18 protein-coding genes are annotated in these 19,323 nt (G+C 67.7%); 8 read left to right on the top strand and 10 right to left on the bottom strand.

Annotated elements, in window-relative coordinates:
• The first annotated feature begins 89 nt into the window (after positions 1-89).
• Positions 90-560: a bacterioferritin gene (gene bfr, locus AC1RVY_RS09055; protein ID WP_218294134.1), complete on the top strand. Its 471-nt coding sequence runs from the start codon at positions 90-92 to the stop codon at positions 558-560.
• A gap of 88 nt (positions 561-648) precedes the next feature.
• Here the strand turns inward: bfr and AC1RVY_RS09050 are convergent, their stop codons facing one another.
• Positions 649-1,572: a LysR family transcriptional regulator gene (locus AC1RVY_RS09050; protein WP_492254994.1), complete on the bottom strand. Its 924-nt coding sequence runs from the start codon at positions 1,570-1,572 to the stop codon at positions 649-651.
• Positions 1,573-1,683: 111 nt separating this feature from the next.
• On the opposite strand from AC1RVY_RS09050, the gene AC1RVY_RS09045 reads away from it, so the two are divergent.
• The 3 genes from AC1RVY_RS09045 to AC1RVY_RS09035 all read left to right on the top strand — a co-directional run bounded on the left by AC1RVY_RS09045 (position 1,684) and on the right by AC1RVY_RS09035 (position 5,382).
• Positions 1,684-2,982 (top strand): SGNH/GDSL hydrolase family protein, encoded by a 1,299-nt coding sequence (locus tag AC1RVY_RS09045; RefSeq protein WP_492806311.1) that lies wholly within the window; start codon positions 1,684-1,686, stop codon positions 2,980-2,982.
• A gap of 145 nt (positions 2,983-3,127) precedes the next feature.
• A complete protein-coding gene (locus tag AC1RVY_RS09040) occupies positions 3,128-4,141 on the top strand; it encodes a GlxA family transcriptional regulator (protein WP_218294131.1) in 1,014 nt (337 codons plus the stop codon).
• Between the two features lie 65 nt (positions 4,142-4,206).
• Positions 4,207-5,382: an MFS transporter gene (locus AC1RVY_RS09035; RefSeq protein WP_492806309.1), complete on the top strand. Its 1,176-nt coding sequence runs from the start codon at positions 4,207-4,209 to the stop codon at positions 5,380-5,382.
• Between the two features lies 1 nt (position 5,383).
• Here the strand turns inward: AC1RVY_RS09035 and AC1RVY_RS09030 are convergent, their stop codons facing one another.
• Positions 5,384-6,337: a LysR family transcriptional regulator gene (locus AC1RVY_RS09030; protein ID WP_492806307.1), complete on the bottom strand. Its 954-nt coding sequence runs from the start codon at positions 6,335-6,337 to the stop codon at positions 5,384-5,386.
• Between the two features lie 163 nt (positions 6,338-6,500).
• Here AC1RVY_RS09030 and ilvD point away from each other — a divergent pair, with 163 nt between their 5' ends.
• Positions 6,501-8,207 carry a dihydroxy-acid dehydratase gene (ilvD, locus tag AC1RVY_RS09025; RefSeq protein ID WP_492806305.1) on the top strand — a complete coding sequence of 569 codons (1,707 nt, stop codon included), beginning with the start codon at positions 6,501-6,503 and terminating at the stop codon, positions 8,205-8,207.
• A 211-nt stretch (positions 8,208-8,418) separates the two neighbouring features.
• Here the strand turns inward: ilvD and AC1RVY_RS09020 are convergent, their stop codons facing one another.
• The 6 genes from AC1RVY_RS09020 to AC1RVY_RS08995 form a co-directional block, all read right to left on the bottom strand.
• Positions 8,419-9,618: a YncE family protein gene (locus AC1RVY_RS09020; RefSeq protein ID WP_492806303.1), complete on the bottom strand. Its 1,200-nt coding sequence runs from the start codon at positions 9,616-9,618 to the stop codon at positions 8,419-8,421.
• The gene (locus tag AC1RVY_RS09015; protein WP_218294126.1) at positions 9,615-10,403 is read right to left on the bottom strand and encodes an ABC transporter ATP-binding protein; all 789 of its coding nucleotides are present in this window, start codon (positions 10,401-10,403) and stop codon (positions 9,615-9,617) included. Before AC1RVY_RS09015 ends, AC1RVY_RS09020 begins: the two co-directional genes overlap by 4 nt.
• Positions 10,403-11,233, bottom strand: coding sequence for an ABC transporter permease (locus AC1RVY_RS09010; protein WP_218294125.1), 831 nt, complete (start codon positions 11,231-11,233; stop codon positions 10,403-10,405). The genes AC1RVY_RS09015 and AC1RVY_RS09010 overlap by 1 nt, the downstream gene beginning before the upstream one ends.
• 12 nt (positions 11,234-11,245) lie before the next feature.
• Positions 11,246-12,367 carry a glycosyltransferase family 4 protein gene (locus tag AC1RVY_RS09005; protein WP_492806300.1) on the bottom strand — a complete coding sequence of 374 codons (1,122 nt, stop codon included), beginning with the start codon at positions 12,365-12,367 and terminating at the stop codon, positions 11,246-11,248.
• Between the two features lie 52 nt (positions 12,368-12,419).
• On the bottom strand, positions 12,420-13,463 hold the full coding sequence (gene gmd, locus AC1RVY_RS09000; RefSeq protein WP_369643885.1) for a GDP-mannose 4,6-dehydratase: 1,044 nt from the start codon (positions 13,461-13,463) through the stop codon (positions 12,420-12,422).
• Between the two features lie 72 nt (positions 13,464-13,535).
• The gene (locus AC1RVY_RS08995; RefSeq protein WP_218294123.1) at positions 13,536-13,778 is read right to left on the bottom strand and encodes a TIGR04438 family Trp-rich protein; all 243 of its coding nucleotides are present in this window, start codon (positions 13,776-13,778) and stop codon (positions 13,536-13,538) included.
• Positions 13,779-13,884: 106 nt separating this feature from the next.
• Between AC1RVY_RS08995 and AC1RVY_RS08990 the strand changes: the two genes are divergently transcribed.
• On the top strand, positions 13,885-14,190 hold the full coding sequence (locus AC1RVY_RS08990) for a c-type cytochrome (protein WP_218294122.1): 306 nt from the start codon (positions 13,885-13,887) through the stop codon (positions 14,188-14,190).
• Between the two features lie 127 nt (positions 14,191-14,317).
• Here AC1RVY_RS08990 and AC1RVY_RS08985 read toward each other — a convergent pair whose 3' ends face one another.
• Together AC1RVY_RS08985 and acs are read right to left on the bottom strand one after the other, a co-directional pair.
• Positions 14,318-14,803, bottom strand: coding sequence for a LapA family protein (locus AC1RVY_RS08985; RefSeq protein ID WP_218294121.1), 486 nt, complete (start codon positions 14,801-14,803; stop codon positions 14,318-14,320).
• Positions 14,804-15,207: 404 nt separating this feature from the next.
• On the bottom strand, positions 15,208-17,202 hold the full coding sequence (gene acs, locus AC1RVY_RS08980) for an acetate--CoA ligase (RefSeq protein ID WP_218294120.1): 1,995 nt from the start codon (positions 17,200-17,202) through the stop codon (positions 15,208-15,210).
• A gap of 187 nt (positions 17,203-17,389) precedes the next feature.
• On the opposite strand from acs, the gene AC1RVY_RS08975 reads away from it, so the two are divergent.
• Complete coding sequence (locus AC1RVY_RS08975) at positions 17,390-17,998, top strand: TIGR00645 family protein (RefSeq protein WP_255591377.1); 609 nt, start codon at positions 17,390-17,392, stop codon at positions 17,996-17,998.
• 61 nt (positions 17,999-18,059) lie between these two features.
• The gene (locus AC1RVY_RS08970; protein WP_218294119.1) at positions 18,060-19,154 is read left to right on the top strand and encodes an RDD family protein; all 1,095 of its coding nucleotides are present in this window, start codon (positions 18,060-18,062) and stop codon (positions 19,152-19,154) included.
• The last annotated feature ends 169 nt before the right edge of the window (positions 19,155-19,323 follow it).

Genomic DNA, 19,323 nt, shown 5'->3' with positions numbered 1-19,323 from the left:
GTACGCATGCAGAGCGGCAAGCCGGGGGCATTGCCCACAAAGGCCACGGTCCGCGCGATACTCCCCACCAGAAATTCAAGGATAAGAACATGCAGGGAAACCCACAAGTCGTCGAGTATTTCAAGGATCTGCTGCGCGGCGAGCTGGCCGCGCGCGACCAGTATTTCGCGCACTCGCGGATCTACGAGGACCAGGGCTTCGTCAAGCTCTATACCCGTCTCGACCACGAGATGCAGGAAGAAACCCAGCATGCCGACGCGCTGCTGCGCCGCATCCTCTTCCTGGGCGGCCGCCCCGACATGCGCCCCAAGGAATTCACCCCCGGCGAGACCGTGCCCGAGATGCTGCGCAAGGACCTGGCCACCGAGTACGAAGTGCGCGCCGCCCTGCAAAACGGCATGGCCCTGTGCGAAAGCGTGGGCGACTACGTGAGCCGCGACCTGCTGCTGGCCCAGCTGCGCGACACCGAGGAAGACCACGCCTACTGGCTCGAAAAGCAGATCGGACTGATCGACAGGATCGGCCTGCAGAACTACCTGCAGTCACAGGCATCGGCGTAGGAACCTGTTCAAGGCCTTTTCGGCCTAGAACAACTCAAAGGACTGCCATCCCGGCAAGGCCGTGCCCGGCCGCAGCATGCGGCGCGCCTCATGAACGAACTGACTGCGCGCCGATGTCGACCCGTTCGGCAAGGAAATCCAGGAAGGCGCGCACGCGCAGCGGCAGGTAGCCTCCCTGGCCGACGAACACGGCATGCACTTCCTCCAGGTCGCCCGGATTGGATTCCTCCAGCACGGGCCGCAACCGGCCTGCCGCCAGGTCGTCGCGGACCTGGAAGGCGGCCAGGCGCGCCAGCCCCAGGCCGGCCAGCGCCAGGTGGCGCAGGGCTTCACCGTCGCTGGCCTGGGCATTGCCCGCCACCGGAACCACCACGTCCACACCGTTGTGCCGCAGCGGCCAGCCGGCCTGGGCGCGCACGTAGCTGGTGCCCAGCCGGTTGTGCAGCAGCAGATCATCCGGCGCCGCCGGCATGCCCTTGCGCTCCAGGTAGCCGGGCGCGCCAACGATGACCATGCGCGTCTGACCGAGCTTGCGCGCCATCAGGTTCGAGCTCTTGAGCGGACCCGCGCGCACGGCCACGTCGGTGCGCTGCTCCAGGATGTCGATGACTTCATCGGTCAGCACGATGTCCAGGGTGACATCGGGACAGCGCTCAAGGAACTGCGGAGCAAGCGGCAGCAGGAAATGGTGCCCGAACGGCACGTTCGCGTTCACCCGCAGCCGCCCGCGCGGCGCGGCGTGCGCATTGGCGCAGCGCTCGGCCTCGTCCAGATCGGCCAGGATGCGCACGCCACGCTCGTACAAGGCACAGCCCTCGGGGGTGAGCTGGAGCTGCCGCGTGGAGCGGTTCACCAGCCGCGTGCCCAGGCGTTGCTCCATGCGCGCCACCAGCTTGCTCACGGCAGAGGGCGTCATGCCGCAGGCACGGGCTGCCGCGGAAAACCCGCCCAGCTCGATGACACGGACAAATACCTCCAGTTCGCCGGAGCGATTGACATCCAGACGGGCCATCGCGGCTTCCTCGGTGAATTCAAATCACAAATGTTCTTCCGGGGAGAAGTCTAGTTTATTCATGTCTTTGAATTCATCATTGAATCTTACAAAGCCAATGAATTCAACAATATGAAAACCCTCCCTGCACTCTCGGCGTCGGCGCTGCTGGCCATTGCACTTTCGGCTGGCGCGGCCGCGCCCCACGCTCCAGCGCCTGTCCGTGCGTCCACCTGGGTGGCAACCTGGGGCGCCAGCCCCCAGCCTGCCTGGGGACCGGACTTCCTGTTCCCCACCCACCTTCCGCCGGTGCTGCATGGCCAGACGGTGCGGCAGGTGGCGCGCGTCAGCCTGGGCGGGCCCCGCGTGCGCATTGTGCTGTCCAATGCCTACGGCCGGCAGCCGGTGGCGCTGGGCAAGGCGACGGTCGCGCGGCCAGCTCCCGGCGGGGCCGTGCTGGCAGACAGCCTGCACACCGTCACTTTTGGCGGCCAGGAGGCGGCGACGATCCTGCCCGGCGCGTCGCTGGTCAGCGACCCCGTGGGGCTGGCCGTGCCCGCGCTGGCGCAGCTTGCGGTGAGCCTGTACCTCCCCGATGAAACGCCGGTGAGCACCTTCCATTGGGACGGACGGCAGACCACCTGGATCGCCCCCGGCGACCAGGCCACCGCCCCGGAGCTGGTCGCCGGAGGCGCAGCGGTGCAGAGCACCACGGCGCGCCCGCTGCTAGCGGGCATTCAGGTGGAAGCCGCACCGGCCGCGCGCGCGGTCGTCGTGATCGGGGACTCCATCACCGACGGGGCCACCGCCAGCCTGGACAAGGACCGCCGCTGGCCGGATTTCCTGGCCACCCGCCTGGCGCCGCACGGGGTGGCGGTCGTCAATGCCGGCATTTCCGGCGCCCGCCTGCTGTCCGACGGCATGGGCGCCAATGCGCTGGCGCGGCTGGAGCGCGACGTGTTGGCCCAGCCTGGCGTGCAAAGCGTCATCGTGATGCTGGGCATCAACGATATCTCCTGGCCGGGCACCGCGTTCGCCCCGGCAAGTCCCCGGCCGACGCTGCAGGCGCTGGTGGCTGGCTACCGCCAGCTGATCGCGCAGGCACGCGGCCACGGGCTGAGGGTGATCGGCGCGACGCTCACGCCGTTCGAGGGTGCCTTGCCTGGCACGCCGCTCAGCAACTACCACCATCCCGACAAGGACACACTGCGCCGGCAGGTGAACGACTGGATCCGCCAAAGCGGCGCATTCGATGCGGTGATCGACTTCGATGCGGCGCTGCGCGACCCGGCCCACCCTGCCCACATCGCGGCGCGCTTCGATTCAGGCGACCGGCTGCATCCGGGCGATGAAGGCAACCGCGCGATGGCCGAGGCCGTCGATCTGAGCGCCGTCCTGCCCGGCATCGGCGCACCGCCGTCCCCGCGCTGAATCGCCTGGCGACTGCCCCGGCCCCGGTGCGAACGCCGGCGACCCGCCGGAAGCACCCTGTCCCCCAGGCCGCCCTCCAGCCAGTGGCCAGATCTGTGGGGATCTTGTCGTTGCAGCCAACCCACGGAGCCTTCACACTGGCGCCATGCACCCTCCATCCCGCGCTGTCGCCTGCCTCCTCTACCCCGGCGTCATGAGCCTGGACGTGGTCGGCCCCATGCAGGTGTTTGGCTCTGCGAACGCAGAGCGCACGGGCCATGGCCTGCCGCCGGCCTACACGCTGCACCTGCTGGCCGAAGCGCCAGGGCCCGTGCCCACATCGGCCGGGTTCGCGCTGGTGGCCGATGGCGCCTGGGGAACCCTGGATGCGGCTGGCTTCGACACCGTGCTGGTGGCGGGCGGCGATGGGGTGATTGCGCAGCTGTCCAATGCCGGCCTGTGCGAGTGGCTGCGCCACGCCGAGCCGCGGGTGCGGCGGCTGGGGTCGGTGTGCTCCGGCGCGCTGCTGCTGGCACAGGCGGGGCTGCTGGACGGACGGCGCGCCACCACCCACTGGTCGCGCCTGGACCGCCTGCGCCAGAGCCACCCGAAGGTGCTGGTGGAGCACGACTGCCTGCACACGTACGACGCCGCCAGCCCACACGACAGCCATGTCTTCACTTCGGCGGGCGTCACCGCCGGCATTGACCTGGCCCTGGCGCTGGTGGAGGCGGACCTGGGCCGTCCCCTGGCCCTGGCCGTGGCGCGGCGGCTCGTGATGTTCATGCGCCGCCCGGGCGGGCAGGCCCAGTTCAGCCCCCTGTTGGCGCCCGAGACCCTGCACGCCCCACGGCTGGCCGCGCTGCTCGAATGGATTCCCACGCAGCTGGGCGGCGACCTGTCGCTTGATGCCCTGGCCGAACGTGCCTGCATGCCCACCCGCACGCTCTCGCGCGTGTTCCAGCGCGAGCTGGGCATGACGCCCGCCCGCTACGTGGAACGCGTGCGCGTGGAAGCTGCGTCCACGCTGCTGGCGCAGGCCCAGGCATCGATCTCCACCGTGGCCCGGCTGTGCGGGTTCGAGCACCCGGAGAACCTGCGCCGCAGCTTTCACAAGCACCGCGCCGTGAGCCCGCAGGCCTATGCGCAGCGCTTTGGCGCGGGTGTGCCGCTGGACTGACCGCCCCGCGGCCCGGCCCCTTTCCTTCCTACGCGCCCACCGGGGCGCACCACCGAAAGCCATCCATGCTGCTCTTGCGCAATGCGTCCGTTCGCCTGCTGTTCGCGGGCCAGGCCCTGTACTGGGGCTGCTCCATCATCGGCATCACGCTCACCTCCATCGTGGGGGCAAGGCTGGCGCCCTGGCCCACCCTCGCCACGCTGCCGCTGGCACTGCTGGTGCTGGGCAACCTGCTGTCGGTGCAGCCGCTGTCGCTGTTCATGCAGCGCCGGGGGCGGCGCGCGGGGCTGCAGGCCGGTGCGCTCCTTGGCGTGGCGGGCGGGCTGGTGAGCATGGCGGGCGTGCAATGGGGCAGCTTTGCCGTGTTCTGCGCGGGCACGCTGGCCATCGGCGCGTACCAGGCATCGTCGGGCTACTACACCTATGCGGCGCTGGAGGCGGTGGACCCGCAGCAAAAAGGGCGCGCGGCGGCCTGCGTGGTGGCAGGCGGCCTGTGCGCCGCCGTGTTCGCGCCACCGCTGGCGCTGTGGTCGCGCAACCTGCTGGCCACGCCGCTGGCGGGCGCCTACCTGGCCATTGCGGTGTTGTCCGCACTCGGGTGGGCGGTGATGGCACGGCTGCGCGAGGGGGCCGCGCCCCAGCCTGCGGCGGGCGGCATCGCGGCCATGCGCACCCTGCTCGCCCGGCCCGGGCTGCGCGCCGCCGTGGTGATGGCGGCCATCGGCCACGGCCTGATGATCCTGGTGATGAACGCCACGCCGCTGGCCATGGAGGTGTGCGGCTTCTCGGCGGCATCGGCCGCGCAGGTGATCCAGTGGCATGTGATCGGCATGTTCTTCCCGGCGCTGTTCGCGGGCCAGCTCGTGGACCGCTTCGGCAGCCGCCCGGTGGCGGCCGTGGGGGCGGCCTGTCTGGCGGCCAGCGCGGCGGTGGCGCTCTCGGGCATGGCGTTCACCGAATTCCTGGCCAGCTCCTTCCTGCTGGGCACGGGCTGGAACCTGATGGTGATCTCGGGCACAGCGCTGCTCGCCGAAAGCCATGCACCCGAGGAGCGCGGCCAGGCGCAGGCGCTGATGCAACTGGCCAACGGCACCGTGGCGGCGGCCATGTCCTTTGCCTCGGGCGCGCTGCTCACCGGCGTGGGCTGGACGGCGATCAACGCGGTGATGCTGCCACTGCTGGCCATCGCGGTGGGGCTGCTGTTCGCGCGCGGGCGCGCCGCGCCGGCCGCGGCGGGCTGACTCACCCCGCCGCCGAGCGCTCGCGCACAAAATCAGTGAAGCGCGCCAGCGCGGGGTTGTTGAGCGCGGCGGGCCAGACCAGGCTGGTTTCGCACACGGGCAGTGGCGGCGCGGCGGCCGCCTTGGCGGCCCTGGCCGGCGCGGCCCCGAACGCATCCGCAGCGCGGTAGACCACGCCCTCGCGGCGGAACTGGGTCACGCTCTCGGGCACCCACGCCACGCCCAGGCCGCCCCATACCAGGTTGACGATGGTCTGCATCTGGATGGCCTCCTGCGCCACCACGGGCACGCGGCCCGCTGCGTGGTACAGCGCAAAGATCGCGTCGTGCAGCGAAGGCACGATGCGGCGCGGAAAGATCACCAAAGGTTCGGCCAGCACCCGCGCCAGGTCCAGGCGCGGCGCACCGGCCAGCGCGTGGCGCTCGGGCAAGGCGAGCACCAGCGGCTCCTGCGCCACCACCAGCCGCGCCAGCCCGGGCGGCGCGAAGCCCGGCGAATGCAGCATGAGCCCGGCGTCCAGTTCACCGCGCGCAAACAGTTCGCGCTGCACATCGCCCGTGGCCTCTACCAGTTCCAGCGCCACCTGGGGGCACAACACGCGAAAGTCCCGCACCCATTCAGGCAGGCGCTCGAACCCGATGGTGGAGACGAATCCCAGGCGCACGCGCCCCACCTCACCGGCCGCCGCCGCGCGGGCGCGGGCCGGCAAGGCCTGCGCACGCTCCAGAAAGTCGCGCACGTCGGGCAGCAGCGCCTCGCCCGCCGGGGTCAGCGCCACGCGCCGGCGCGTGCGGTCGAACAGCACCACGCCCAGCGAGCGCTCCATCTGCGCGATCGCCTGGGTCAGGGGCGGCTGCGTCATGTGCAGGCGCAGCGCGGCGCGGCCGAAGTGCAGCTCCTCGGCCACGGCCACGAACTGGCGCCAGGCGCGCACGTCGATGAATGCTTCTTTCATAGCGGTGGTGATCCGGTGATATGTTTTATATATTACTGAAGCAGGCGAAAGGGATTGGAAACGCCACTCCAAACCTCGCATACTTGCACCCCGACAGCCGAAGACCCGTGCGCCCCTCTGCGGCGTCTTCCCACTACAACGACTCCCCACCAGGAAAACCGCCATGGCAGACAGCAAGACCATCCCGATCCAGCCCATCAACCGCCGCAGCGCCAACATCACGCAAGGCAAGTCGCGCGCGCCCAACCGCTCCATGTACTACGCCATGGGCTACGAGGAAGGCGACTTCGTCAAGCCCATGGTCGGCGTGGCCAACGGCCACAGCACCATCACGCCCTGCAACAGCGGCCTGCAGAAGCTGGCCGACGCGGCCATCGCCGGCATCGAGGAAGCGGGCGGCAACGCCCAGGTGTTCGGCACGCCCACCATCAGCGACGGCATGGCGATGGGCACCGAAGGCATGAAGTACAGCCTGGTGAGCCGCGAGGTCATCAGCGACTGCATCGAGACCTGCGTGGGCGGCCAGTGGATGGACGGCGTGCTGGTGGTGGGCGGCTGCGACAAGAACATGCCCGGCGGCCTGATGGGCATGCTGCGCGCCAACGTGCCCGCCATCTACGTCTACGGCGGCACCATCCTGCCCGGCCACTACCAGGGCAAGGACCTGAACATCGTGAGCGTGTTCGAGGCCGTGGGCGAGAACGCCGCGGGCAAGATGAGCGACTTCGACCTGAAGGAAATCGAGAAGCGCGCCATCCCCGGCACCGGCTCGTGCGGCGGGATGTACACCGCCAACACCATGTCCAGCGCCTTCGAGGCCCTGGGCATCAGCCTGCCGTACTCGTCCACCATGGCCAACCCGCACGACGAGAAGATGAACTCGGCCAAGGAATCGGCCAAGGTGCTGATCGAGGCCATCAAGATGGACCTGAAGCCCCGCGACATCGTGACCAAGAAGGCCATCGAGAACGCCGTGGCCGTGATCATGGCCACCGGCGGCTCCACCAACGCGGTGCTGCACTTCCTGGCCATCGCACACGCCGCCGGCGTGGAATGGACCATCGACGACTTCGAGCGCGTGCGCCAGAAGACCCCCGTGCTGTGCGACCTCAAGCCCAGCGGCAAGTACCTGGCCGTGGACCTGCACCGCGCGGGCGGCATCCCGCAAGTGATGAAGGTGCTGCTCAACGCCGGCCTGCTGCATGGCGACTGCATCACCATCAGCGGCAAGACGATTGCCGAAGTGCTCCAGGACGTGCCCGACGTGCCCCGCGCCGACCAGGACGTGATCCGCGGCATCGACAACCCGATGTACGCGCAGGGCCACCTGGCCATCCTCAAGGGCAACCTGAGCCCCGAGGGTGCCGTGGCCAAGATCACGGGCCTGAAGAACCCCGTCATCACCGGCCCCGCCCGCGTGTTCGACGACGAACAATCGGCCCTCGAAGCCATCCTGGCCGGCAAGATCGTGGCCGGCGACGTGATGGTGCTGCGCTACCTCGGCCCCAAGGGCGGCCCCGGCATGCCCGAGATGCTGGCCCCCACCGGTGCGCTCATTGGCGCCGGCCTGGGCGAAAGCGTGGGACTGATCACCGACGGCCGCTTCTCCGGCGGCACCTGGGGCATGGTGGTGGGCCACGTGGCGCCCGAGGCGGCGGCCGGCGGCACCATCGCCTTCGTCAACGAAGGCGACAGCATCACCATCGACGCGCGCCAGCTGCTGCTGGAGCTGAACGTGCCCGAGGAAGAAATCGTCAAGCGCCGCGCCGCCTGGACGGCCCCTGCCCCCCGCTACACCCGCGGCGTGCAGGCCAAGTTCGCCTTCAATGCATCGAGCGCGAGCAAGGGTGCGGTGCTGGACGCCTATTGATGAACGGATGAGCGGCCATTGATGGCCCTTTCTGGCGGCAGGCCGCAGCGCCCCCGGGGCCGCGCCGGACAAACAAGCGCCCATGCTGCCCCGCATGGGCGTTTTGCCTTGGCGGGCATCACCACAGGGAGGCCCAGGGCACGCGCCCCGGGTGTTTCCCGAAAGACGCTGGCCAGCCCATCACCGTGCGTGCCGGCCCGTTCGCAGGGCCTCAATGCTTGCGAAACCGGGAGATCCAGCGAAGCCATCCTCCCGCCAGGCTTCTGAGCGGGGCCGTCACACGCCACGACCAGCTGGCGCGCATGAGGGCCGCTTCATTGCGTACCGCGCCCATCAGCAACGCCTCTCGCGCAGAGACACCGCGCGCCAATCGAAGCATCGCGGTCCGCAGCCCCTCGCCCGCGGCCTGTGCGGGCGCCAGCGTGTCCTGCTGGCGCAGGTCAGGCGGCAAGATGGCCTCAAGATCAAAAAAGGCCAGGGGCTGTTCCGCACAGGTGGTGACCAGCAAACCCCAGGGCTCATGCACATCCACCCCCTTGGGCCCGCCCTCCCTGGGGTTGTGCTGCCCCTTGCGGAAGGTGGCATCGTCGAGCACCCGCACCAGCGCATGGGGCTCGGACGCACCATCCTGCCAGCCCTGCGGCGCTCGGCGGAACAACGCGATGTGCGGAGTCCCCGCATCCGCGACCAGCAAAACGCTGCCCCCCGCCGCGAAGCACACGCCATGGGGATAGCTGAGCCCGTGCAGTTCGGCCGACGGCCTGGCGGCGGCCTCCAGCCGCGCATCGTTGCGATACAGGGCCACCACATGCCGGTCATGGTTGCTGATGGCGACCCAATCGCCCGCAGGATCCAGTGCCACGCCATCGGGCACTTCCAGGCCTTCGCGCATCAGGACCTGGGCGTCCACATGGGTCAAGCCGGAACGGGCATCCAGCAGGTGGTGGGTCACGTAGTGCGCGAAGCCATTGCACACCCAGAGTTCAAGCAGGCCGGAGCCCAGAGGCCGGGCGCACAGGCTGCCGGGCGACTTCAGCAGTTCGGTATCGCCCTTGCCAACCATCGCCAGCGGCTGCAGCCTGCAGGCGGACACGGGCCGCTGCGCGGCGGGAATATCAAAGAACGACACGTTGCCCTCGCGGCTGGCAACCGCCACGGTCCCGTCGCTGACCCAGCACACCCCGTGCGGGCGCTTCAGGCTGGAGGAAGCCACCTGCATGGCATCGGAAACATGGATGCATTTATGCCCATCCTCCAGGCGGCAATCCACGCCGAGAATCAGCAGCTTGTCCACCGCGATGCCGGCCAGCGCGATGCGGCGCCCATTGGGCGACCAGCTCACGTCCTCGGTACGCCCCAGCGCCGCGATGGTTTCCAGCACCTCGGCCGGGCCCGTGCATTTCAGTCTCACCGGAGCACTCCTTGCTGCAGGTTGTGGAAAGCCAGGGCGTCATCGACGCTGCCATCCATCACCACGCGCCCCTCGCTGAGTACGAGTGCGCGGTTGCAGAAGCTCCGCAGGATGACCTCGTTGTGGGATGCCAGCACCAGGATGGAGACCTGCTCGATCAGCCCGTTGATGCGCTCCTTGGCCTGGCTGAAGAACTTGGCGTCCCCGGCGCCAATCATCTCGTCCATCAACAGGATATCGGGCACCACACTCGTGGACACCGCGAACGCCAGGCGCAGCAGCATGCCCTGGGAGTAGGTCCTTACCGGCAGCTGCAGGTGCTCACCGAGCTGGGTGAACGCCTCCACCGAAGGGACAAGTTCCATCGCCTGCCTGCGCGTGAGGCCCATCACGATGCCGCGCATGATGATGTTGTCGTAGCCCGTGGCATCCACGTCCATGCCCAGCATGATGTCCGTGAGGGCGGCCACCCGGCCGCGGAAAGACAGATCGCCCTGCATGGGCTCATACACGCCGGACAGCACGCGCAGCAGCGTGGTCTTGCCGGCGCCGTTGGAGCCGATCAAGCCGACGCGGTCCCCCGTGCGCAACGCCAGGTTCACGTCGCGCAACGCATGCACGCTGACCCGGCCCAATCCGCTGGATTCGACGCGGGCCTTGTCGCGCTGGGGAAACCCCAGCACGGTATTGAGCAGGCCACGGGAACGCGTCGTGAAGACGGGGAAATCTATCGACACGCCTTTCAGCTGGATGTAGGCCGTCTCCGACCCCGAAAGCGCCCGCATCACAGCCAGTACACGATCCGGCGCCGGATCACCACGTACTGCCAGAAAAAAACCAGCGCCAGCAGCACGACCATGCCGCCGGCCGCCCCCCAGGTCCGCATGCTGGGCACGGTCCCCATCAAGGGACTGCGCACCAGGTCCAGGAACAGGGCCAGGGGATTCAGGTGCACCACCCACTGGGCCCGTTCGGTCAACTGGTCCGGCACCCACAGCACGGGCGTCACAAAGAAACTGACCTGCATGAGGCTGCCCGTGGCCACCGTGACATCACGGAAACGGGTGGCCAGGCCCCCCAGTATGGCGACCACGAAGCAGGCGGCGGCCAGCGTCAAGGCAGCCGCGCCGAGCAAGGCCCACCACTGCACGTCCCCCAGCCGCCCCGACCAGAGCAGCACCGCCAGCACGATGACCGCGCTGTGCAACATCAGAAGGGAGCACCGGAACACGGTGCGAAAAACAAACGCCATCTTGGGATAGGGCGTCTGCTTCAAGAAGGCGTCCGCGCCGATGTAGGTCAGGCAGCCCTCATTGATCAAGGCGCTGAAATACCCGAACAGCACATGCCCCGCGCAAAAATAAGGCAAGTACCAGTCCGGCGGGTACTTGAACAGCTGCGCACCGATCAGGCCAAAAGCGATGATGAACAAGGCCGTGTGCAACGCAATCCACACGGGGCCCAGGAAGGTGCGCCGGTACTGCTTGGCGACATCGTTCCATCCCATGAAGCACCAGAACCTCCATGCGAGCATGGCGCCCCGGATATCGCGCCACAGCAGCTGGACCTGGCGCTGTCGCGCCGAGACGGAGGGGCTGTGGGTCGCTGTGGTCATCGCAGAAATATTTCAAGCCATCGACTCGTAGACACGCAAGGTTTTTTCGGCGCACGCCTGCCAGCTGAACGCCTGCACCCGGTCACGCCCCCGTGCCACCAGCCGGGCCGCAAGCTCAGGCTGCTCCGCGATGCGGCGCATCGCATCCGCGATCTCATCGGTGCGAAGAGGGTCGATCAGCAAGGCCGCGTCACCCGCGACCTCGGGGATCGATGTCGTGTTGGACGCCACCACCGGCACGCCGGCAGCGAATGCCTCCAGCACCGGCAAGCCGAAACCTTCGTGCAGCGACGGAAACACCAGGGCGGTGGCCCGCTTGATCACGACCTGAAGCTCCGCATCCGGCAGATGCCGAAGCCACCGCACATGCTTCAATCCACCCCCCGTGAAGCGTGCAACGACGTCATCGCACCCCCAGCCCGGCTTGCCGACGATGAGCAAGGGGTACTCGCGCTGCAGATGCTCTGGAAGGCTCGCATGCGCCGACAGCAGGCGGTCGATATTCTTGCGCGGCTGCAGGGTGCCCACGCTCACGAAATAGTGGTCGGGCAGCGCATGCCGCGATCGCACGGCCTCATGCAGGGCCGCGTCCAGAGGTACGAACCACTGGGCCCCGACTCCCAGCGGAATCGCGGTGATCCGCTCCTCGGGCAGGCGGAAATGGATGGCGATCTGCTGGCGGGAGTACTCCGAAATCGTGATGACATGCTGCGCCCAGAAGGCCGTGCGCCGCCACAACTCATTTTTCAGGCTCTTGAAACGGTATCTGACCCACTCCGGGTTCGACAGCGGTATGGCATCGAAGATCGTCGCCACCACCGGGATTCCGCGCAGGCGCGGCACCAGGTGGTCGGTGGCATGCACCAGATCGGTCCCCGCCCCCAGCGCGCGGCGCGCGCCGCCAAAGTCCATGCCCGGCAGCGTCGCGGCCAATGCCTGCCGCGCAAAGGGTCCCAACGACATCGCGGGTGTCGGGCCCTGCCACACACTGGCCGGAGCATCGAATACATAGGGCTGCAGCCGCGCCGCCCGCGGCATGGCCGCCATCAACTCCCGCGTGTAGGTGCCAATGCCATCCACACCGCCCTGTTGCACAGAACGCGCCAGCACGCTGACCCCAAAGGCCACGTTCATGGCGCCACCCCGCAGTGGAGGGCCCGGGGCGCAATACGGTAGCAGCCGCCCATCACCGCGCCCCCGGATGGGTTCGCCGCAGGTCGGCTTCGACCATCATGCAACAGAGCTGCTCCAGCGTCGTGTGCGCTTCCCAGCCCAGCCGGGCCTTTGCCATGGAGGCATCCCCTACCAGCAGATCAACCTCTGCAGGCCGGAAAAAAACTGGATCCACGCACGCCACCACCCGGCCGGTGCGCGAATCCACCGCCACCTCCGACGCCCCGGTTCCCAAGAACTCCAGGGTCACCCCGACCACGGAGAACGCCATGCCGAGAAAATCCCGCACGGACTGCTGGCGCCCGGTGGCGAGCACGTAGGTACCGGGCTGATCGGCCTGCATCATCTGCCACATGCCCTGCACATACTCGGCCGCGAAGCCCCAGTCACGGCGGGCATCCAGATTGCCGATCTCAAGCCGCCCCAGGTGGCCGTGGGCCATGCGGGCCGCGGCATCCGAGACCTTGCGCGTCACGAATTCCAGGCCACGCAGCGGGCTCTCGTGATTGAAAAGAATGCCACTGACGGCATAGATGCCGTGCACTTCCCGGTAGTTGATCGTCATCCAGTGGGCAAACAGCTTGGAGATGCCATAGGGGCTGCGGGGGGAAAACGGAGTGCCCTCATGCTGGGGAGCGTCCTGCACGCCTCCGAACATCTCGGAGGAGCTGGCCTGGTAATAGCGTATGCGGGGATTCACCAGCCGGACGGCCTCCAGCAGATTGAGCGCACCCTGGCCGTTGACCAGCGCCGTGGTGGTCGGAACATCGAAACTGGCCCCCACGAAGCTCTGTGCCGCCAGGTTGTACAACTCATCGGGGCGAAATTTCTGCAGGAGTGCGATGGCAGAACCTGGGTCCGTCAGATCGAAATCGACCAGGGACAAATTGGGATGGCCCAGCACGCCCAGCTCCCGCAGGCGCCAGGTATTCACACTGTTCGTGCGGCGATGAGTCCCTATGACCTGGTAGTCTTTTCGCAGAAGAAACTCTGCCAGATAGGCCCCATCCTGCCCGGTTACGCCAGTGATGACTGCTGTTTTGCCATGTGCAACGATGATCGATTCTTTCTGTGGCGCAACCTGGGTACATCCGCGCTGGCGGTGCGAGGAACAAACGCAATGGACTGTCTAGCGTGGCTTGCGCGGGCGCATGCCCAGGGCTTCCTTGTTCTTGTTGATCCGGTCCTGCTTGCGCTGGTCCATCTTTTCCATGGCTTTACGTTTCGTATACCCTGTGGAATCCGCCCAGGCCCACCATAGGGCCGTGGCGGCAAAGGGTGCCAGCACCCACCACCAGGACCAGTTGGCCACGGGTCCGATCTCGAAATACTTCAGTGCCAGAAGCACCAGTGAAAGACCCAGCAGGTACATCGCGATCTCCAGAAAACGCCGGGTTGACGACAGACAAATGCCTGTCAACCCAACTCACTACAATTCCATTAAAAGAACTGTAACCCAACCCACAGGAAATCCCACCATGAAGCGTACCCTGATCACCCTTGCCATGACGCTGTCGGTTGCGGCACCCGCCATGGCCGATCTGGCCCTGGCGACCTCGAAGAACTGCATGGCCTGCCACGCCGTGGACAAGAAGCTGGTGGGTCCTTCGTACAAGGACGTGGCCGCCAAGTATGCGGGCCAGAAGGATGCCGTGGACAAGCTGGCCGCCAAGATCATCAAGGGTGGCGCGGGCGTATGGGGTCCGGTCCCGATGCCGGCCAACGCGCAGGTCAACGATGCAGAGGCCAAGAAGCTGGCGGCTTGGGTGCTGACGCAAAAGTGATGCGCCTTTGATGGACTTACGGCGGGGGGCTGCATCGCCCTTCCCCGCCCCTTGCGGCCGTGCCAGATCCCTGTCACGGCCGCAAACGTTTCCGGGCCCTGCCGCCCGCGCCTCGCGCAAGCGGGGATCAGACGAGTGGCGGCACCACGGGCGCGGGCTCCAGGCCCCGGGTGCGCAGCTGGTGTTCCAGCTGCCCCACGTAGGCCGCGGTGGAATTGTCGGATTCGGCGACCCGCGCCGCCAGGCGCGCCTCCAACTGGTCCAGCCGGGTCAGCAAGGCGGCGTGCGCCTGATGGTGCTGGGCATCCAGGAAGGTGCGCAATTCCGTGAACCGCGAGGCTTCTGCCTTGTCGGCCAGTTCACGCTGGACTTGCATCTCCTTGCCGTGGCGCCGCGTCTCCATGAGCACGGACCCCTGGAGGGACAGGACGTAGGCCAGGAAGAATATCCCCAGCAGGGCCGTCAGGGCCAGCATGATGAGGCCCAGCGGTGCCTCGAAGACCACGATCCCCAGGGAGACCAGGGCGGGAGCGGCCAGGGTGGGCCAGTTGAGCGCCGCGAGTATCGCGATGGCCAGCACCGTCAACAAAAGTACTATGGAACGCAGATGCATGGGAAACCTCCGGTATGCAGCGCCCAGGCATGCAGCCTGGGACACGATGCCGCCGTTGTAACCCATGCAGGGGCCATCCCGCGCCGCGGGGGAGCGGTTTCAGTCGGTGTCCTACAAGGGGCCGCGCACGCCTTCGGGCTGGACGGCACCCCGTTGCCGATGGCGAGGTTCCCGTGAACGGTGAACGCCAGCCACGCCCCCACGCAAGGCCCCCCACCACGCTGATTTGCAGGCGCAGCGCGCCCGCGCCCCGCGGCGGTGCACCGCCCTCTGGTCAGTTGGCCTTGGCCAGCTGGTCCAGGATTGCCGGATTCTGTGGCCACGTCACATCGCCTGTGGCGACATGAGTGGCCCCAAACCCGCAGGCGCTGCACGCTGGCGCCGCATGCACGGCACCTCCTGGATCAGTTGGTCTGGGCCAACTGATCCAGGATTGCGGGGTTTTCCAACGTGCTCGTGTCCTGCGTGATGGCTTCCCCCTTGGCGATGCTGCGCAGAAGGCGGCGCATGATCTTGCCGCTGCGGGTCTTGGGCAGGTTGTCGCCAAAGCGGATGTCCTTGGGCTTGGCGATGGGGCCAATCTCCTTGGCAACCCAGTTGCGCAGCTCGTTGGCGATCTGCTTGGCTTCCTCGCCGGTGGGGCGCGAGCGCTTGAGCACCACGAAGGCGCAGATCGCCTCGCCGGTCACATCGTCGGGGCGGCCCACCACGGCGGCCTCCGCCACCAGGTCGGTCTTGGAGACCAGTGCCGATTCGATCTCCATCGTGCCCATGCGGTGGCCCGACACGTTGAGCACGTCGTCGATGCGGCCCGTGATGCGGAAGTAGCCCCGGTCGGCGCTGCGCACGGCGCCATCGCCAGCCAGGTAGTAGCCCTTGAGCTCTTCGGGGAAGTAGCTCTTCTTGAAGCGCTCGGGATCGTTCCAGATGGTGCGGATCATGCTGGGCCACGGGCGCTTGATGACCAGGATGCCGCCGGCGCCGTTGGCCACATCGTTACCGGTCTCGTCCACGATGGCTGCGGTGATGCCGGGCAGCGGCAGCGTGCAGCTGCCGGGCACCAGCGGCGTGGCGCCGGGCAGCGGGGTGATCACGTGGCCGCCGGTCTCGGTCTGCCAGAAGGTGTCCACGATGGGGCAGCGCTCGCCGCCCACGTTCTTGTGGTACCACATCCAGGCCTCGGGGTTGATGGGCTCGCCCACGCTGCCCAGGATGCGCAGGCTCGACAGGTCCGACCGCGCGGGGTGCACGGCGGCGTCGGCCTCGGCCGCCTTGATGAGCGAGCGGATGGCGGTGGGCGCGGTGTAGAAGATCGTGCACCGGTGCTTTTCGATCATCTGCCAGAAGCGCCCGGCGTTGGGGAAGGTGGGAATGCCCTCGAAGATGATCTGCGTGGCGCCAGCCGCCAGCGGTCCATAGGCCACGTAGGTGTGGCCGGTGATCCAGCCGATGTCGGCCGTGCACCAGAACACGTCGTCCGGGCGCAGGTCGAAGGTCCAGTCCATGGTGAGCTTGGCCCACAGCAGGTAACCGCCGGTGCTGTGCTGCACGCCCTTGGGCTTGCCGGTGGAACCGCTGGTGTACAGGATGAACAGCGGGTGCTCGGCCCCCACGGCCACCGGCGGGCAGTCGGTGCTCTGGCCCGCAAGCGCCTCGGCGAAGGTCTTGTCGCGCCCCGCCACCATGTTGCAGGCCGTGGATGTGCGTTCATAGACAAACACGTTGCGCAGCGTGTCGCAGCCGCCCGTCGCCAGGGCCTCGTCGATGATGGCCTTGAGCGGCAGCTCCTTGCCGCCGCGCATCTGGTAGTTGGCCGTGATGACGGCCACGGCCCCCGCGTCGATGATGCGCTCATGCACCGCCTTGGCGCTGAAGCCGCCAAACACCACGCTGTGCGTGGCGCCGATGCGCGCGCAGGCCTGCATGGCGATCACGCCCTCGATGGTCATGGGCATGTAGATCAGCACGCGGTCGCCCTTGTTCACGCCGTGGGCCTTGAGCGCGTTGGCGAACTGGCTCACGCGGGCCAGCAGCTCCTTGTAGGTGATCCTGGTGACGGTGCCGTCGTCGGCCTCGAAGACGATGGCGGTCTTGTTCTCGGTGGGCGTGCCGATATGGCGGTCCAGGCAGTTGGCCGAGGCGTTGAGTTCCCCATCGGCGAACCACTGGAAGAAGGGTGCGTTGGATTCATCCAGCGTGCGCGTGAAAGGCTTGGTCCACTGCACGTTCTCGCGGGCCAGGCGGGCCCAGAAGCCTTCGAAGTCCTTGTCGGCTTCGGCACACAGCGCATCGTAGCCCGCCATGCCCGAAATGCGGGCAGCCTTGACGACCGCATCGGCGGGCGGGAACACGCGGTTCTCAACCAATACGGACTCGATCGCGGATGTGGGCGCACTCATGGTGTTGTCTCCTGGGTCTGATGGAATTGGAATTGGGCGGTACTGTCGGACGCGGCACTTACAAGCCACTGACTGGCACGAAGCTTACAGAATCGCCAGTGCCGGGCAGGGAAGAAGGCACCTGTGCGCGAGGGGCTGTCACGCGGCACCCCTAAAATCGCGCGACCCAAGTCCCACCCTACATTCCATGTCCCTCCCCCCAAATCCCGCCACCCCGTCGCCCATGCGCCCCTTGCCGTCGCTGATCTTTGCCAGCCGCTGGCTGCAGCTGCCCCTGTACCTGGGCCTGATCCTGGCGCAGGCGGTGTACGTGTTCCACTTCTGGGTGGAGCTGGTGCACCTGATCGAGGCAGCCTTCGGCAACACCGCCGCGCTCAAGCAGCTGGTCTCCAGCATCGGCTACAAGAGCGATTTCGAGGTCACCGCGCTCAACGAGACCATCATCATGCTGGTGGTGCTGGCGCTGATCGATGTGGTGATGATCTCCAACCTGCTGATCATGGTGATCGTGGGCGGGTACGAGACCTTCGTCTCGCGCCTGCACCTGGAAGACCACCCCGACCAGCCCGAATGGCTGAGCCACGTGAACGCCTCGGTGCTCAAGGTCAAGCTGGCCACCGCCATCATCGGCATCAGTTCGATCCACCTGCTCAAGACCTTCATCAACGCCGCCAACTACGACCTCAAGGTGCTGATGTGGCAGACCATCATCCACGTGGTGTTCCTGCTGAGCGCGCTGGCCATCGCGCTGACGGACCGCCTGATGGCGCACACCGCGCCGCCCGCACGGCACTGAGCCCCCACCCCGCGAGGAGGCCGCCTGGCGCGGCCTCTTGCCCACCCCAGGCGCACCCTCCATGCAATGCCCCCGCTGCAACTGGCAGAACCATGCTTCCTACACGCAGTGTTTCAGTTGCCAGGCGCCGCTGGTGGCGGACATGCCCGCCCCGAGGGCCCCGGCAGGCCGGGGGCAGCCCGCCCAGACACCCGCGCCGGCGCGGCTGGTGGAGGTGTTTCCGGGCACCATGGCGCGCCTGGGTGCCACGCTGATCGACGGCGCATGCATGGCGGCCTTTCCGGTCGCGCTGGCGCTGGCCTGGGTGTTCGCGCGCCCGGCCTTCGACAGCGCCCCGGGCGCCACGTACCCGGCCGCGCTGGCGCTGGGCATCCTCGGCCTGTTCCTCCCCGCGCTGATGGATGCGCTGGGCCAGGGCTCGGCGGGCAAGCGGCTGCTCGGCATGCGGGTGGCGACCCGCACGGGTGAACGCCCCGGCATCGCGCGGTCCGTGCTGCGGCACTTTCTGAAGTATTCGCTCACCCTGGCGCTCACGCTGGCCGTGCCGTTCCTGCTGCACCGCCTGCTGACCGCCCTGTTTGGCGAGCGGGGCCTGCACAGTTCGATCACGGGCACGTTCGTGGTCTCCCGCCACGCCAGCGATACCGCCATCCAGCAGGCAGTGGCCCTGGTCCGCGGGCCCGGCTGGTTCCTCAAGGCGCTGGTGATGCTGGGCGGGGTGGCCGCCTTGAGCTTTGCGGCCATGGTGGCCGTGGCGCTGTGGCACCAGGGAGAGGAGCCCGCCAATCCGCGCCGCGAAGCCGTGCGCCAGCTGGACGGCGCCGCGCGCACGGTGCTGGGGCTGGTGGAGAACCACTACCGGAGCACCGGCGCCTTTCCCGCCAGCGCCGCCGCCATCGGCCTGGGCCGGCCCGGGCAGCTTCCCACCGGCTTCCAGGCCATGGCCATCGATCCGGCCAATGGCGTGGTGCGGCTGACCATTGCCGACAGCTCAGGCGACCGGGCGCTGGCTGGCAAGCACCTGGTCTACACCCCCGTGCTGCGCACCCGCAAGCAGCAGACGGACATCCACAAATGGCAGTGCGGCAGCGACGACATCGTGCGTGGCGACCGGTCCTTCAGCTGCCGGCACGAGGCCACCGGGGCGGCGAAGTAAGCCCACGAAGCCCGCCCGGCGCCGCGCAGTGCGCTTGCATCCGGCGCCCACGGTTTCCGGCAAAAAACCGCTTTTGCGCTTTAGGGACAAGCGCTGATAGCTATTGAATATATAGCGTTCCGACGAAGCAGCGGCTCCCTAATTTCTCCCCAATCGGACGGCACAGTGC

This window comes from Acidovorax sp. GW821-FHT11A03, from assembly GCF_058809075.1.
The sequence above is the reverse complement of the archived record's forward strand: the minus strand, read 5'-3'. Positions and strand labels throughout refer to the sequence as shown.